We start from the raw sequence: 15,300 nt of genomic DNA, 5'->3' as shown, positions 1-15,300 counted from the left end.
CCGGCTCACTCGGCCGCCGGCAGCACCTCGCGGGGGCGCGGCTCCTTGCCCCGCGCCGTCTCGTCGAGGGCATCGGTGAACTGGAGCGCGGCGAGCTGCGCGTAGAGGGCGCCCGACGAGAGCAGGCTCTCATGCGTGCCTTCCTCGACGATGCGGCCGTCGTCGATCACCAGGATGCGGTCGGCCTTGCGGATCGTCGCGAGGCGGTGGGCGATGACGAGCGTGGTCCGGTCCCGCATCAGCGTGTCGAGGGCCGATTGCACGGCGCGCTCGCTCTCGGCGTCGAGGGCGGAGGTTGCCTCGTCCAGCAGCAGGATCGGCGCGTCCTTGAGGATGGCGCGGGCGATGGCGATGCGCTGGCGCTGTCCGCCGGAAAGCGTCACGCCGCGCTCGCCGACCTGCGTGGCGTAGCCCTGGGGCAGGGCGGTGATGAACCCGTCGGCATGGGCGAGCCGCGCGGCGCGCAGCACGTCGGCCTCGGGCGCGTCCGGGCGGCCGTAGCGGATGTTCTCGATGACGGTGCCGGAGAAGATCGTCGGGTCCTGCGGCACCAGGGACATCCGCGCCCGCAGCGCCTCCGGATCGACGCTCGCCACGTCGCGCCCGTCGACCCGCACGACGCCCTGCTGCGGGTCGTAGAAGCGCAGCAGCAGCTGCAGGATCGTGCTCTTGCCGGCCCCCGAAGGACCGACCAGGGCGACGCGCTCGCCCGGCGCGACCCGCAGGTCGACGCCGTGCAGGGAGGGGTGACCCTCGCGGGTCGGATAGGCGAAGCGCACCCCTTCGAACGCGATCTCGCCGCGGGGCGGCTCGGGCAGCGCCTTCGGCGCGGCGGGCGCCCGGATCCCCGGCTGCGCGGCCAGGATCTCGCCGAGCCGCTCGGCGGCGCCCGCCGCCTGGGCGAGTTCGCCGTACACCTCCGAGAGCTGGCCGAGCGCGCTGGCGCCGAACACGGCGTAGAGCACGAACTGCGAGAGCTGGCCGGCGGTCATCGTCCCCGCCATGACCCCCTGCGCGCCGTACCACATCACGCCGACGACGCTCGCCGAGATCAGGAAGATCGCGACGCCCGTGAGAAGGGCGCGGGCCTTGATCGAGGCGCGGGCCGCACCGTAGGCGTTCTCGGAGGCGTCGGCGAAGCGCCGGGCGGTGGTCCGGCCCATGCCGAAGGCCTGCATGGTCCGCACCGCCCCGACCGCTTCGGCCGCGTAGGCCGAGGCCTCCGCAAGCCGGTCCTGCGCCGCCCGCGAGCGCCGGCGCACGCCGCGTCCGGACAGGATCAGCGGGAAGACGATGAGCGGGATCGCGGCGAGCACCAGGATCGAGAGCTTCGGGCTCGTCACCACCATCAGCACCACGGCGCCGACGAAGAGGAAGGCGTTGCGCAGCAGGATCGAGATCGAGACGCCGAAGGCGGACTTCACCTGGGTCGCGTCGGCGGTGAGGCGCGAGACGATCTCGCCGGCCTGGGTGCGGTCGAAGAAGGCGGGGTCGAGGACGGTCAGGCGCTCGAACACGGCGGTGCGCAGGTCCGCCACCACCCGCTCGCCGAGGGTCACGACGCTGTAGTAGCGGGCCGCGCTCGACAGGGCGAGGACGGCGACCACGCCGAGAAGCGCCAGGAAATAGGCGTCGATGAGGACCTGCCCCTCCGGCGAGAAGCCGTGGTCGATCACCCGCCGAATCGCCACCGGCACCACCAGCGTCGCGCCGGCCGAGGCGGTGAGCGCGGCGAAGGCCGCGAGCATCCGGCCGCGATAGGCCAGGGCGAAGGGAACCAGCGGCCGCAGCGCGCCGAGCGGCGCCCGTCCCCGGCCCTGGTCCCGGTCAGCCTTGCGCGCCATGCAACATCCCCGTTCGTTCCTCCCGTCCGTCGCGCGGAGCGCTTGTTCGCGTTCTCGCCCTGCGGTATAGGCGCGCCTTCATCCGATTGCGCGTGTTGAATGGCCGCGGGCCGTGCGGCGGGGCGGTCGGCGCAGCCTGTCGTTTCGAGGTTTCTATCATGGCGAAGAATGCGGCCGCCAAGGCCAAGGGCACCGAGCACCCCGACTATCACTTCATCAAGGTCGTGATGACCGATGGGTCGGAGTACAAGACGCGCTCCACCTACGGCAAGGAGGGCGACACCCTCAACCTCGACATCGACCCGCTGACCCATCCGGCCTGGACGGGCGGCGAGCAGAAGATGCTCGATCGCGGCGGTCGCGTCTCCCGCTTCAACTCGCGCTTCGGCAACCTGCCGTTCGGCCGCAAGTAAGCGCCTCTCCCCAGTCTCGTTCCCACGAAGAGGGCGGCTCCCACCGGAGCCGCCCTCTTCGCGTTCTCAGTGCGGCGTGCCGAAGGCGGAGAGGAGCAGGTCCCGCTGCAGGGCGACGGGGCTCTCCCGCGGCACCGGCGTCGGCCGCTCGTCGGCGACGAGGGCGTCGAGATGCATGATCCGGGCGTGGAGACGGCGTGTGCGCATCATCAGGTCCTGAAGGCGCAGGGGCAGCGCGGCGAGATCGAAGCGGGCGGCGTCGGGCTCGGCGAGGCGGACGCGGGTCTTCTCCTCGAGCGCCTGACCGGGCGTGATCTCGCCCTCCGCCACGGCCCTCTGCACGAGAAGCCAGGAGGCGGTCTGCATCAGGAGCGTGGTCAGCCGCATGCTCTCGGCCGCGTAGCCGAGCTGCGCGTCGCGGGAGATGAGGCGCGATTCCTCGCGGCCGTCGCCGTCGAGATAGGCCGCCGTCTCCTCGACGAGGGCCATGCCCTCGCGGAACAGCGCCTTGAAGGGCTCCGACGAGACGTAGCTCTGCCCGAAGCTCACCCAGTCACGCTCGTCCCGGAAGGTGACGTCGAGATCGGTCATGCTGCCTCCACTGTCCTGTCTACGCGAGGGGCACGTTCCGGTTCGGAACGATCGCCCCGCATCGACGGGATCTGGAGCAAACATAGCGCCGCGGGCGCCGGACGGGACCGCTCTCGCAAGATACCGTTAACGGCGATGCCGAGAGGCCGCGCCTTGAAACAAGAGGCCGCGCCATAAAAGAAGCCGCCCCGGAGGGCGGCTTGCGAAGAGTCACAGGGAGGCATCAAGCAGACTGAACCGGCGCAGAGGCCGCCGTCCAAACCGTTGAATGGTCCCTTTATGATCGTGAAAGGTTAACGAAGCGTTAGCCGATGGGTCAGGCGGCGAGGCTCTGGAAGAGACCCAGCCCGTCCGTGCCGCCCACGAGGTCCTCCACGAAGTTCTCGGGGTGGGGCATCATGCCGAGCACGTTGCGATGCTCGGAGTAGATCCCCGCGATCGCGTTGAGGGAGCCGTTGCGGTTGGCGTCCGCCGTCAGCGCGCCGGATGCGTCGCAGTAGCGGAAGGCGACGCGTCCCTCGCCCTCGATGCGTGCCAGTGTGTCGTCGTCGGCGAAGTAGTTGCCCTCGCCGTGGGCCACGCACACGTCGATGACCTGCCCCTCTCGGTAGGCGGAGGTGAAGCGCGTGTCTGTCCGCTCCACCCGCAGATGCTGGCGATGGCAGATGAACCGCCGGTTCACGTTGCGCATCAACACGCCCGGCAGCAGCCCGGATTCGCACAGGATCTGGAAGCCGTTGCAGATGCCGAGCACGAGTCCGCCGGTGGAGGCATGGCGGCGGACGGCATCCATCACCGATGCGCGCCCCGCGATGGCGCCGCAGCGGAGATAGTCGCCGTAGGAGAAGCCGCCCGGCACCACGGCCAGATCGGTGCCGGCAGGAAGCTCCGTCTCGGTGTGCCAGACGGGCGTGACCTCGGCGCCGGCCAGACGCAGCGCCCGCGCGACATCTCCGTCCCGGTTCGATCCAGGAAAGACGAGGACGGCGGCGCGCATCAGCTCAACTCGATCGTGTAGTTCTCGACCACGGTGTTGGCGAGCAGCCTCTCGCAGGCGCTCTTCAACACCGTCTCGGCCTCGCCGCGATCGGCGATCTCCAGCTCGACGTCGAAGACCTTGCCCTGGCGAACATTGCCGATGCCGTTCAGACCGAAGGACTTCAGCGCCGACTCGATCGCCTTGCCCTGGGGATCCAGCACGCCGGTGCGCAGTGTGACGATGATCCGCGCTTTCATGGCATACGACTCGGGTCGGAGATCTGAGACATTCGTGATAAACTGTCAGTGATCCGCCGGCAACGCAGGCATACCGTAAAATGCCGTAGCAAGAGCCTGGGGGGATCTACTGAATTTCGTACACTAAACTCGGCGTTAAGACTCACGATCGGGTCTCGCGGGCAGCCGTGCTGCCGCGCAGCGGTTCGGCCGCCGTCGCCCGCTTCCAGAGCTGGAACATGGTCCAGGCCGCGACGGCGCTGAACAGAACCATCAGGACGTGTCCGACGCTATCGCCGAGCTCGAGAAGGCCGGCGATCGCCCAGCCGGAGGCGATGGCGACCGCGAACACCTCGGTGCCGACGAGGATCATCATGCTGATGATGGTGACGCTACTACGCACGTTCGCTCGCCTGCCTTCGGCCCGCCACGATGGCCAAGGCGCATAGCCCGGTGGCGGGCACCCGGCAACCCTGGCGCGCGCCTCCGGTGCGGCGGAGGCTTAGCGCGGCGCGCGCTTCGCCAGGATCCGCTGGAGCGTCCGCCGGTGCATGTTGAGACGCCGGGCCGTCTCGCTGACGTTGCGCCCGCAGAGCTCGTAGACGCGCTGGATGTGCTCCCAGCGCACCCGGTCGGCCGACATCGGGTTCTCCGGCGGATCGGCCCTCTCGCCCGGCTGCGCCATCAGCGTGAGATGGATCTCGTCGGCGTCCGCCGGCTTCGCGAGATAGTCGAAGGCGCCGAGCTTCACGGCCGTCACCGCGGTGGCGATGTTGCCGTAGCCCGTGAGGATGATGCCCCGCGCATCCGGCCGCCGCTCCTTGAGCCGGACGATGACGTCGAGCCCGTTGCCGTCGCCGAGCCGCATGTCGATCACCGCGAAGGCCGGGGGCCCGGCCTCGACGGCGCTGACGCCCTCCACCACGCTCTCGGCCACCTGTACGTTGTAGCCGCGGCTCTCCATGGCGCGGGCGAGCCGGGTCGAGAAGGGGCGGTCGTCATCGACGATGAGGAGGCTGCGATCGGCGAACGCCGCGAGCGGATCGTTCTCGTCCAGTCCCGTTTCCCCGGGATGACGAACCGAGGACTCCGACTCCGTCAGCATGTTGCGAACCTCCGCACGATCGCTGGTACACAATCTATATAGGTGCGACGGGAGGAACCGTTAGGGGTTGCCGGCTCGCCATTTCCGGCAGGGTGGCCGGCGAGGCGCCGCGTTCGAAGGCCGACCGGGACCAGACGACCTTCACGATCGCCCCCGAGACGCCCGTACCTGCGGCGTTCGAGAGCGACATCTGCGCGCCGGAGCGCTCGATCAGCGTCTTGGCGATGAAGAGGCCGAGGCCGAGGCCGGCGCCCGCGGCGTCGCCTTCCCGCTGGCTCTGCGGCGCACGGGTCGTCACGTAGGGCTCCCCGGCCCGCAGCAGCACCTCGTTGGGGAAGCCGGGGCCGTCGTCGCGCACCTCGATCGACACGCTGTCGGAGGTCCATCGCGCCCGCACGACGACGCGGCTCTCGGCGAAGTCGGCGGCATTGTCGAGGATGTTGGCGAGCCCGAACATGACGCCGGGATTGCGCCGGCAGACCGGCTCGGGGCCCTCGCCGGCGGTCGAGACGTCGATGCTCGGCCCGAGGCTGCGCTGCGGGGCGACGAGCTCCTCGACGATGTGGCTGAAGGTGACGGTGGCGAGGAACCCCGCCTCGTCGCTGCCGAGGGAGGTGAGCTTCGAGAGGATGCTCCGGCAGCGGTCGGCCTGCTCGCGCAGCAGGTTCAGGTCCTCGGCGAGCCCCGGCGGCGCGTTCGGGCCGAGCTGGCGCACCAGCTCCTTGGTGATCACCATGATGGTCCCGAGCGGCGTGCCGAGCTCGTGCGCGGCGGCGGCGGCCAGGCCGTCGAGCTGCGAGAGATGCTGCTCGCGGGCCAGGACCAGCTCGGTGGCGGCCAGCGCCTGGGAGAGCTGGCGCGTCTCTTCCGCCACGCGCCAGGCGTAGACGCCAGTGAAGGCCGTGCCGAGCAGGATCGCGGTCCACACGCCTGAGACGTATAGGAACGGCAGCTCGATCCGCCCGTCCGCGAACCAGGGCAGCGGCCGGTGCACGAGGGCGAGGATCGTGGACAGGCCCACCGCCAGCAGCCCGAGCGACAGGGTGCGCTCGGGGGGCAGGGCGGTCGCCGAGATCAGCACCGGTGCCAGGAACAGCAGCGAGAACGGATTCTGAAGACCGCCCGTCAGGAACAGCAGCGCCGCGAGCTGCAGGATGTCGAAGGCGAGCAGCAACGCCGCCGATTCGTCGCTGAGCCGATAGCTCGCCGGGAAGCGGATGCGCAGCGCCAGGTTCAGCCACGAGGATGCGGCGATCACGAGGAAGCACCAGCCGAAGGGGAGCGAGAGCCCCAGGCCGAACTGCGCGCCCACCACCGCCACGCTCTGGCCCGTGATCGCCAGCCAGCGCAGACGGACGAAGGTCTCCAGCCGGACCTGCCGGCGGTTGCGGACGAGTCCGCTCAGGCTGTCATCCTGCATGTCGGGCCGGGTGATTGATCGCGCCCCGAGCCCAGCCTGGCCGACCGGGGGATGGGGCCACGACCCGTTCCTTGGAGTGCGCTCGCCGGTCGCCTGCATGGCGCCGGGACCGGCGGGCGGCATTTCTAGGGTAGCGCCGCGCCGCGGCCGATCCAGCCCGCCATGTTAAGACAACGGTCAGGGCGGAACGATCATCCTTCGGCGTTGTTTCGTTTTCCCGCCTGCCCTCGACGGGGTCGAAGTGACGGAGCGCCGGATGGACCTGGCTTACTTCTGGTACGAGAGCGCCCGCGCCCTCCTGACGCCCGCCCGCATGGCCGCGGACATGACACGGTACGGTCTCGCTAATCCCGCCAACCCCATGGCCTACTCGCCCTATGCGCGCTCCGTCGCGGCCGGGTGCGAGATGTTCGAGCGCGTGACGCGCCGCTACGGCAAGCCGTCCTTCGGGATCAAGAGCACGACGGTCGAGGGCCGGCCCGCCGCGGTGAGCGAGCGGGTGGTCTGGGAGCGCCCGTTCTGCCGGGTGGTCGCCTTCGACCGCGCGATCGCGCATCCGCTCTCGGCGCCCCAGCCGAAGCTCCTGATCGTCGCGCCGATGTCGGGGCACTACGCGACGCTGCTGCGCGGCACCGTGGAGGCCATGATCCCGGACCATCAGGTCTTCATCACCGACTGGGTCGACGCGCGCATGGTGCCGATCACCGAGGGCAGTTTCGACCTCGACGACTACATCGACTATCTCACGGCAATCTTCGCGGACCTCGGGCCGGATCTGCACGTCATGGCGGTCTGCCAGCCGGCCGTCCCGGTAGCCGCCGCCGTCGCGCTCATGGAGGCGCGGGGCGCCCACGGCATCCCCTGCTCGATGACGCTGATGGGCGGCCCCGTCGACACGCGTCGCTCGCCGACCGCGGTGAACTGCCTGGCGCAGGAGCGGGGCGCGGCCTGGTTCGAGAAGCACTGCATCACGCTGGTGCCGCCGATCCACCCCGGCGCGTGGCGGCGGGTCTATCCGGGCTTCCTGCAGCTCTCCGGCTTCATGGCGATGAACCTCGACCGGCACGTCGACGCCCATTCGGCCATGTTCGACCACCTCGTGAAGGGCGACGGCGATTCCGCCGACAAGCACCGGGAGTTCTACGACGAGTATCTCGCCGTCATGGATCTCACGGCGGAGTACTACCTTCAGACGGTGAAGACGGTGTTCGTGGATCACGCCCTGCCCAAGGGCGAGATGATGCATCGCGGGCAGCCGGTCGACCTCTCGGCGATCCGACGCTGCGCGATCCTCGCCGTCGAGGGCGAGAACGACGACATTTCCGGGGTCGGCCAGACCAAGGCCGCCCTCGACCTGACGCCGAACCTCGCGCCGGAGCGCAAGCGCTACCACCTCCAGGAGAATGTCGGGCACTACGGCGTCTTTAACGGCTCGCGCTTCCGCTCGACGATCGCGCCGCTGATCGGCCGATTCGTCCGCGAGATGGAGGCGCGCCCGGCCACCTACCTCCGGGCGGTGGGCTGAAACCCTCGGGACCGTTGGAGACGCGTCGGCTCGCGGCTAAGCTCGGCCGCATGCTGCTCGCGCCCCTGCGCCGACCCGAACCCGACCACCTGACGCTTCCGCACGGAGCGGAGGTCCTGCGCGTCTCGCTGCGCCGCAGCCCCTCCGCCCGCCGGCTGATCCTGCGGGTCTCGCAGGTGACGGGCGACGTCGTCCTCACCCTGCCGCCGCGGACGGCCCTGGCCACTGCCAGACGCTTCGCGGAGAGCCACGCGGGATGGATCGCTGCGCGTCTGGCGCGCGTCCCGGATCACGTCCCCTTCGCGGAGGGCGCGTCGGTGCCGTTGCGCGGCGTGCCGCATCGCATCGTCCGGCGTGGCAGCCGCAGCGGCACGACGCTCGCGGAGGACGGGGAGGGCGGTCCGATCCTGTCGGTCTCCTGCGAGGCGCCGCATGTCGGCCGCCGTGTCCGCGACTTCCTCCAGCGCGAGGCGCGCGCCGACCTTGCCCGCGCCGTGGAGACCTACGCCGCGGCGCTCGGCGAGCGGCCGCGCCGCATCACCCTGCGCGACACCCGCAGCCGTTGGGGCTCCTGCACGGCGAGCGGCGAGCTGAACTTCTCCTGGCGGCTCGTCATGGCGCCGCCCATGGTGCTCGACTACCTCGTCGCACACGAGATGGCGCATCTGCGCGAGATGAACCACTCCCAGCGCTTCTGGCGGCTCGTCGCCGGCGTCTGCCCGCACATGGACGCGGCCGAGGCCTGGCTGAAGCGGCAGGGCGCGAGCCTCCACCGCTACGGCTGAGGCGACGATCAGTACCGCGAACGCAGCACCGTCTCGCGGCTCACCACGGCGGCCGGCCATGCCGGACGGGGATCGACCGTGCCCGGTGCCAGCGTGCGGGGTGCGACGCTGTCGCAGACCTCCCGCTGCCGGATGATCACCGGATGGCCGAACTCGTCGTGCCGCTTCACGTAGCCGCCGTCGCGGCAGAAGCCGGCGATCTCGGCACGGCTCCCGGCGCGGCGGCCGTAGGGGTTGCGCGCCACCGGCGGGTGCTCGACGATCAGCGTGCCGCTGCGGTTCAGCGAGGTCTCGACATAGGTCGTCTCGGCCGTGGGCAGGGGCTGCGCCGCGGCCGGAACCAGGGTCGCGAGGAGCAGGCAGGCCGGCGCCGCGAGGAGTCGCATCAATCTCGATCCATGCGGGAGAAGCCCGCTCGCGGGGAATCTAGGCCGTTCCGCACCACACGGAAAGCACATTGCGGCCATAATCTGCCGCTCCTCGTCGCTTGACAGTTCGCGACCGCCCGTGGTCGGAACGCCGGGAATTTTTCGGACGCGGTTCGCAGGGGCGAGCCGCCTGATGAGGATCGACGCGTGGCATTGAGGATCGATCGGACGCGGCCGGCCTCGTTCGCCATCGCGCTCGCCTTTCTCGCCCTCTGCCTCGGCTGGTCGTCCGGCGCTGGTGCGCAGGGCATGGTGCGCAAGACCTTCGACGACTGGCAGCTCCGCTGCGAGACGCCGGCCGGCGCCAAGGCGGAGCAGTGCGCCCTGGTGCAGTACCTCGCCGCCGAGGATCGCCCGAACCTCACCCTCGTCGTGATCGTGCTGAAGACCGCCGACAATCGCGGCTATCTCCTGCGCGTCGTGGCGCCGCTCGGCATCCTGCTGCCCTCCGGCCTCGGCCTGAAGATCGACCAGACCGATATCGGCCGCGCTGGCTTCGTGCGCTGCCTGACCACGGGCTGCGTCGCCGAGGTCGTGATGGACGACGGCCTCATCCGCCAGCTCAAGGGCGGCAAGCAGGCGACCTTCATCGTCTTCCAGACCCCCGAGGAAGGCGTCGGCATCCCCCTCGCGATGAAGGGGTTCGGCGACGGCTTCGACAGCCTGAAATAGACATGGTCCGCACAGGGTTTCCCATGCGTCGTCGCTTCCACGGCCTGCTTCCGCTCGGCTCGGCTCTCCTCTGCCTGACGATCCCGGCCGCGGCGGCCGAGGAGGGCAACGTCTTCACGAACATCTTCAAGTACGGGGGCACCACGGTGCCGCCGTCTCAGCCGAAGGAGCTCGAGGCGGCCTACTGCCCGACCATCGACGTGCCCGAGGGCGGCGCGGCCCTCCAGGTTGCCGGCGGCCGCATGGGCGACGCGGCGAGCATCCGCACCCAGATCACCCTCGGCCGGCTCGCCCGCGAGTGCACGCGGCTCCAGGACGGCTCGATCACCGTGAAGGTCGGCATCGAGGGGCGCGTGCTGCTCGGGCCCGGGGGCCGGCCCGGAAAGTTCGACGTGCCCTTCACCGTCGCGATCCGCCAGAACGAGAAGACGGTCGTCTCGCGCACCCGCCGCGTCTCGGCCACCGTGCCGGCAGGCGAGGCGCAGGGCTTCTTCTCGGTCGTCGAGGACGGGCTGATCGTGCCGCCGGCCATGACCCGGGACTACGAGATCTCCGTGAGCCTCGGCGGCAGCGGCGCGCCGAAGCCCGCCCGGAAGCGCAAGGCGCCGGCCGCCGCGACGGCGGGCGAGGATGCGGGGGCCGGTGCCGCGCAGTGACGGCGCCCGCCGGATCCGCGAGGGCCTCGAAGCGCTTCGCGACCGGCTGCTTCCGGCAAGGCCCTGGGGCGGACGGACCGTGGATGTCCGTCTCGAAGGCTCCGACGATCTCGACTTTCCGCAACACCTCCTGACCGGCACTCCCCTGGCGGATCGCTGGGTTCGGCTGCGCTACCGCGCCGAGGGCACCGGACGCCCGGTCCTGCGCCTCGAACGGCCCGGCGATACGGAGGAATGGCCGCTTCCCGGCGTCACCGAGGGCCGGGCCTTCTGGCTGGGGCTGATGCCGCGCGACCTCGCGGGCATCGCGCTCTCGACGAGCGGCATCGCGGGCTTCGCGCTCGAATCCGTCGAGCGGCGCGGCCATGCCGGCGTGATTCTCGAATGCGCCTTGCGGCGCCCCCTCCGTGCTGTCGCCGCGCTCTACGAGGCCGCGCGCGGCAACCGGCGCGCCTATCGCGACATCCTGCGCGGGGCCTGCGCCGTGGTTCCGGCCCGGCGCTACGATGCCTACGCGCGGGCTCGCAGCCGCCCATCCGAGGCGCCGGCCTCCGATCTTCCCGTCCACGTCATCGTGCCGGCGAGCGATTCGTCGGTGGCGCTCGACCGCACCGTGGCGAGCCTGATCGGTCAGAGCCATCGCCGCTGGCGGCTGAGCCTTCTCGGAGCCGGCTCGCCCGGCCAAGGTCCGCCCGATGCGAGACTTGGTGTGGTCCCCTGGCATTCCTCCCTCGCCTGGGGCGATCTCACGAGGGAAGGGGAGGGGCTCTGCCTCCTGCGGCCCGGAGACGTCCTCGCGCCGGATGCCCTCGCGCATCTCGCCGCGGCCCTGCCGGCCGATCCGGCAATCGAGCTCGTCTATGCGGACTCCGTCGAGGCCGGCGATGGCCGTGCCGTCCTCAAGCCGGGGCCGGATAGGGAGATGGCGCTGCTCACCGGCTATCACGGCCGGCCGGCGCTGCTCGCGCCGGGCCTTGCCAGCCGCCTTGCCGGGCTGCCCATCGGACCTCTCGCCGAAGCGGCGCAGGCCCTGGACATCGCCGCCGTGGCGGAAGCACGGCGCCTCGCCCGCGTCCCGCGCGTCCTGTGTCGGACGGCGGAGAACCCAAGCGGCGGTCCGTCCCGGAGCGCTGCACTGGCCCGCCGGCTGTCGGCGTTCGGGGCTTCGGTGTCCGTCGTGGATCAGGCCGGCGTCGCCGACCTGCTCTGGCCGCTGCCGGAGCCGGCGCCGCTCGTCAGCGTCGTCATCCCCTCCCGCGATCGTCTCGACCTCATCGCCACCGCCTGCCGGGGCGTGCTGGAGGAGACCGCATACCCGGCGATCGAGCTGGTGATCGTCGACAACGGCTCGACCGAGCCCGGCGTCCTCGCCCATTACGAGCGGCTGCGGCGCGATCCGCGCGTGCGCATCGTGCCGTTCCCGGCGGCCTTCAACTTCTCGGCCATGGTCAATGCGGGCGTCGCCGCATCGAGCGGCGCCGTCGTCGTGCTCCTCAACAACGACATCGCGGTGCTGGAGCCGGGCTGGCTCGAGGCCATGGTGCGCCAAGCGCTGCGGCCGGAGGTCGGCGCGGTCGGCGCCAAGCTCCTGTTCGGCGACGGCACGCTCCAGCATGCCGGCGTCGTCGTCGGCCTCGGCGGCCGCGCCGGGCATACTCTGCGACGGCGCCCGGCCGAGACGCCGGGCCGGGTCGGACAGCTCCGGGTCGCCCATCGGGTCTCGGCGGTGACGGCGGCCTGCCTCGCGGTGACGCGGGCGAAGTACGACGCGGTCGGCGGCTTCGACGCCGAGGCCTTCCCCATCGATTTCAACGACGTGGATTTCTGCCTTCGCCTCGGTGCCCGGGGCTATCACACGGTCTGGACGCCGCGGGCGGTGCTCGCCCATCTCGAATCCGTCAGCCGCGGCCCCTCGACCGGCGCCAAGCGCGAGCGCTTCGAGCGCGAGGCGGACCGCTTCGTCGCCCGCTGGCGCCCGGTGATCCGGGACGACCCGTTCTACCACCCCGCCCTGTCGCTCACGACCTTCGGCGAGGACCTCGAATAGGGCATTTCGCAATGAAGAAGGGGCCGCCCCGGCGGGACGGCCCCTTGCTGAAATCGGCGATGCCTAAAAGCCTACTGGACGAGGCGGGGCCCGCCGGTCTGCACCTTCTCGTTCTCGGACATGATGCCGAGGCGCTTGGCGACCTCGGTATAGGCCTCGATGAGGCCGCCGAGGTCCTTGCGGAAGCGGTCCTTGTCGAGCTTGTCCGAGGACTTGATGTCCCAGAGCCGGCAGGAATCGGGGGAGATCTCGTCGGCGACGACGATTCGCATCAGGTCGCCTTCCCAGAGGCGCCCGGTCTCCATCTTGAAGTCGACGAGGCGGATGCCGACGCCGAGGAAGAGCCCGGATAGGAAGTCGTTCACGCGGATGGCCAGCGCCATGATGTCGTCGATCTCCTGCGGCGTCGCCCAGCCGAAGGCGGTGATGTGCTCTTCCGACACCATCGGGTCGTTGAGCTGGTCGTTCTTGTAGTAGAACTCGATGATCGAGCGCGGGAGCTGCGTGCCCTCCTCGAGGCCGAGGCGCTGGGCCAGCGAGCCCGCCGCGACGTTGCGCACCACCACCTCGAGGGGGATGATCTCGACCTCGCGGATCAGCTGCTCGCGCATGTTGAGCCGCCGGATGAAGTGCGTCGGCACGCCGATGTCGTTGAGGTGCTGGAAGACGAACTCCGAGATGCGGTTGTTCAGCACGCCTTTGCCGTCGATCACCTCGTGCTTCTTGGCGTTGAAGGCGGTCGCGTCGTCCTTGAAGTGCTGGATGAGCGTCCCCGGCTCCGGTCCCTCGTAGAGGACCTTCGCCTTGCCCTCGTAGATGCGACGGCGGCGGTTCATAGGCGTGTACCGTGGTTTGAGGAAGTCCATGAGCCGTGCCTCCTGAGCGGCGAGATGTGTGCGGAATCCGCGGCGTGGCGACCGTCTCGATGGTCAGGCCGCGGGAACACATTCGCTGCCGAGGGCGCCCGGCGACCGGCGGCGAAATTACCCGAAGCGCGCAGGCAGCACAACGCGTTGCCCGGTGAGGGCAGGGTTGCTGTGCACCGCACCCGAACTCAGATCGTCTTGGCGGGGTATCGGCAGAGGTCCGAGACGAGGCAGGCCGGACACTCCGGCCGGCGCGCCTTGCAGACGTAGCGGCCGAACAGGATCAGCCAGTGATGCGCGTTGAGCCGGTAGCGGGCCGGCACGATCGCTTCCAGACCCGCCTGCACCTTGTCGGTGGTCGAGGCGACGACGAGGGGCAGCCGGTTCGAGACCCGGAAGATATGCGTGTCGACGGCGATGGTCTCGACGCCGAAGGCAACGTTCAGCACCACGCTCGCGGTCTTGCTGCCGACGCCGGGCAGCACCTCGAGATCGGCGCGACTCGCAGGCACCGCGCCGCCGTGCCGCTCGATCAGCGCCTGCGACAGGGCGATCACGTTGCGCGCCTTGGTGTTGAAGAGCCCGATGGTGCGGATGAAGCCGCGCACCCGCTCCTCGCCGAGGGCGACCATCTTCTCCGGCGTGTCCGCGACGGCGAAGAGGGGCGCGGTCGCGAGGTTGACGCCCTTGTCGGTCGCCTGCGCGGAGAGGACCACGGCCACGAGCAGCGTGTAGGGATTGACGAATTGCAGCTCCGCCTTCGGCTGCGGATTCGCCGCGCTGAGACGGGCGAACACCTCCTCCACCGCCTCCGGCGGCAGCGGACGGGGCCCTGCCTCGGGCTTCCCGCGAAGGGGGGTGACAAGTGAGCCTCCGGCTGTCGTCTTCCCGCGGGGGCTCGGCTTTCTGGGCGGCATCGGCGCGTTATATGTGAGGGATGGCAAGCGGCAACCTGTCCTTCCATCCCGACGGACTCGACCCGAACAGCATCGGGCGTCCCGTCTACGCGGCGACGGTGCGGCCGAGCCGCTCGCTGAGCCGGACCGGCTTCCGGGTCGTCATGGGAGGCTGCTGCCTCGTCTCGGTCGTGACCTCGATCTGGTGCGTGCGGATGGGCTTCTGGCCGGTCGCCGGCTTCTTCGGCCTCGACATGCTCGCCCTCTACGTCGCCCTCTCGGTCAGCGCGCGGCGCGGACGCTCCTTCGAGGAGATCGTGATCACCCAGATCGAGGTGCTCGTGGCCCGCGTCAGCCATCGCGGGGAGCGCCAGGAGTGGCGCTTCAACCCACTCTGGACGAAGCTGTCCCGCGTCGAGGACGAGGAGTTCGGCCTCCAGCGGCTCACGCTCGTCTCCCGGCGCGTGGAGGTAGCCGTGGCCCGCGATGCCTCCCCCGACGACAGGACCCGCGTCGCGGACGGCATCGGCCGAGCGCTCGCTGCGGTGAAGAAGGGTTTCTGACCGCCCTAGTGCGGCATTCGCGACTTTTGTGTCGAGGCTGTCAAAAACGGTGTTGACCTGTCTCTGCGCCGTCCGTATATCGCTGTTCATCGGCGCCGGCCGCTTCTGAGCGGCACCGGCGACTGACCTGTCTTCGTTGTCCTGGCCTTGTGTGCTGGTGGCGTGAGGGGCGGGTCGACTTTTCTGGCGGTGGGTGTTGGGATGGTCCCGGCGGTTTGTCGGGGTGTCTTGGCGTCTGTTGTTGGGTGGGTCGGGGTTCTTTGACATTGTAGGT

The 15,300-nt window shown here is 70.2% G+C and carries 17 protein-coding genes; 7 read left to right on the top strand and 10 right to left on the bottom strand.

From position 1 onward, the window contains the following. Positions 1-5: 5 nt before the first annotated feature. A complete protein-coding gene (locus MFF04_RS21085; RefSeq protein ID WP_238278860.1) occupies positions 6-1,844 on the bottom strand; it encodes an ABC transporter transmembrane domain-containing protein in 1,839 nt (612 codons plus the stop codon). Positions 1,845-2,002: 158 nt separating this feature from the next. Here MFF04_RS21085 and rpmE point away from each other — a divergent pair, with 158 nt between their 5' ends. Next, positions 2,003-2,257, top strand: coding sequence for a 50S ribosomal protein L31 (gene rpmE, locus MFF04_RS21080; protein WP_238278858.1), 255 nt, complete (start codon positions 2,003-2,005; stop codon positions 2,255-2,257). A gap of 66 nt (positions 2,258-2,323) precedes the next feature. Here rpmE and rcdA read toward each other — a convergent pair whose 3' ends face one another. The 6 genes from rcdA to MFF04_RS21050 form a co-directional block, all read right to left on the bottom strand. Beyond that, positions 2,324-2,848 carry a protease adaptor protein RcdA gene (gene rcdA / locus MFF04_RS21075; protein WP_238278856.1) on the bottom strand — a complete coding sequence of 175 codons (525 nt, stop codon included), beginning with the start codon at positions 2,846-2,848 and terminating at the stop codon, positions 2,324-2,326. A 316-nt stretch (positions 2,849-3,164) separates the two neighbouring features. Further along, positions 3,165-3,845 (bottom strand): phosphoribosylformylglycinamidine synthase subunit PurQ, encoded by a 681-nt coding sequence (gene purQ / locus MFF04_RS21070; RefSeq protein ID WP_238278854.1) that lies wholly within the window; start codon positions 3,843-3,845, stop codon positions 3,165-3,167. Next, a complete protein-coding gene (gene purS / locus MFF04_RS21065) occupies positions 3,845-4,084 on the bottom strand; it encodes a phosphoribosylformylglycinamidine synthase subunit PurS (RefSeq protein ID WP_238278852.1) in 240 nt (79 codons plus the stop codon). The genes purQ and purS overlap by 1 nt, the downstream gene beginning before the upstream one ends. 142 nt (positions 4,085-4,226) lie before the next feature. Next, positions 4,227-4,439, bottom strand: a complete 213-nt coding sequence (locus tag MFF04_RS21060; RefSeq protein ID WP_373320133.1) for a hypothetical protein — start codon at positions 4,437-4,439, stop codon at positions 4,227-4,229. A 126-nt stretch (positions 4,440-4,565) separates the two neighbouring features. Further along, positions 4,566-5,168 carry an ActR/PrrA/RegA family redox response regulator transcription factor gene (locus tag MFF04_RS21055; RefSeq protein ID WP_238278848.1) on the bottom strand — a complete coding sequence of 201 codons (603 nt, stop codon included), beginning with the start codon at positions 5,166-5,168 and terminating at the stop codon, positions 4,566-4,568. A 34-nt stretch (positions 5,169-5,202) separates the two neighbouring features. Beyond that, on the bottom strand, positions 5,203-6,588 hold the full coding sequence (locus tag MFF04_RS21050; RefSeq protein ID WP_238278846.1) for an ActS/PrrB/RegB family redox-sensitive histidine kinase: 1,386 nt from the start codon (positions 6,586-6,588) through the stop codon (positions 5,203-5,205). Between the two features lie 256 nt (positions 6,589-6,844). Here MFF04_RS21050 and MFF04_RS21045 point away from each other — a divergent pair, with 256 nt between their 5' ends. Together MFF04_RS21045 and MFF04_RS21040 are read left to right on the top strand one after the other, a co-directional pair. Further along, positions 6,845-8,113, top strand: coding sequence for a polyhydroxyalkanoate depolymerase (locus MFF04_RS21045; protein ID WP_238278844.1), 1,269 nt, complete (start codon positions 6,845-6,847; stop codon positions 8,111-8,113). Between the two features lie 50 nt (positions 8,114-8,163). After that, positions 8,164-8,898, top strand: coding sequence for a M48 family metallopeptidase (locus tag MFF04_RS21040; RefSeq protein WP_238278842.1), 735 nt, complete (start codon positions 8,164-8,166; stop codon positions 8,896-8,898). A gap of 8 nt (positions 8,899-8,906) precedes the next feature. On the opposite strand, the gene MFF04_RS21035 is transcribed toward MFF04_RS21040, so the two are convergent. Continuing rightward, the gene (locus tag MFF04_RS21035; RefSeq protein ID WP_238278839.1) at positions 8,907-9,284 is read right to left on the bottom strand and encodes a hypothetical protein; all 378 of its coding nucleotides are present in this window, start codon (positions 9,282-9,284) and stop codon (positions 8,907-8,909) included. Between the two features lie 231 nt (positions 9,285-9,515). On the opposite strand from MFF04_RS21035, the gene MFF04_RS21030 reads away from it, so the two are divergent. From MFF04_RS21030 to MFF04_RS21020, 3 genes are read left to right on the top strand one after another with little or no spacing between them, the layout of a single operon-like run. Next, the gene (locus tag MFF04_RS21030; RefSeq protein WP_238278891.1) at positions 9,516-9,998 is read left to right on the top strand and encodes an invasion associated locus B family protein; all 483 of its coding nucleotides are present in this window, start codon (positions 9,516-9,518) and stop codon (positions 9,996-9,998) included. Positions 9,999-10,021: 23 nt separating this feature from the next. After that, positions 10,022-10,654, top strand: coding sequence for a hypothetical protein (locus MFF04_RS21025; RefSeq protein ID WP_238278837.1), 633 nt, complete (start codon positions 10,022-10,024; stop codon positions 10,652-10,654). Next, on the top strand, positions 10,641-12,701 hold the full coding sequence (locus MFF04_RS21020; protein WP_238278835.1) for a glycosyltransferase: 2,061 nt from the start codon (positions 10,641-10,643) through the stop codon (positions 12,699-12,701). The genes MFF04_RS21025 and MFF04_RS21020 overlap by 14 nt, the downstream gene beginning before the upstream one ends. Positions 12,702-12,772: 71 nt before the next feature. On the opposite strand, the gene purC is transcribed toward MFF04_RS21020, so the two are convergent. Further along, positions 12,773-13,567 carry a phosphoribosylaminoimidazolesuccinocarboxamide synthase gene (gene purC / locus MFF04_RS21015; protein ID WP_017487305.1) on the bottom strand — a complete coding sequence of 265 codons (795 nt, stop codon included), beginning with the start codon at positions 13,565-13,567 and terminating at the stop codon, positions 12,773-12,775. A 188-nt stretch (positions 13,568-13,755) separates the two neighbouring features. Next, positions 13,756-14,484 (bottom strand): endonuclease III, encoded by a 729-nt coding sequence (nth, locus tag MFF04_RS21010; protein WP_238278889.1) that lies wholly within the window; start codon positions 14,482-14,484, stop codon positions 13,756-13,758. 20 nt (positions 14,485-14,504) lie between these two features. Between nth and MFF04_RS21005 the strand changes: the two genes are divergently transcribed. Continuing rightward, entirely contained in the window at positions 14,505-15,026 is a 522-nt protein-coding gene (locus MFF04_RS21005) for a DUF2244 domain-containing protein (RefSeq protein WP_238278833.1), read from the top strand. The last annotated feature ends 274 nt before the right edge of the window (positions 15,027-15,300 follow it).

The sequence above is a fragment of the Methylobacterium jeotgali genome, from assembly GCF_022179345.1.
In the GTDB taxonomy this organism is placed as follows: domain Bacteria; phylum Pseudomonadota; class Alphaproteobacteria; order Rhizobiales; family Beijerinckiaceae; genus Methylobacterium; species Methylobacterium jeotgali.
Note: the sequence above shows the minus strand (reverse complement) of the source record. Positions and strands in the feature narration are given on the sequence as shown.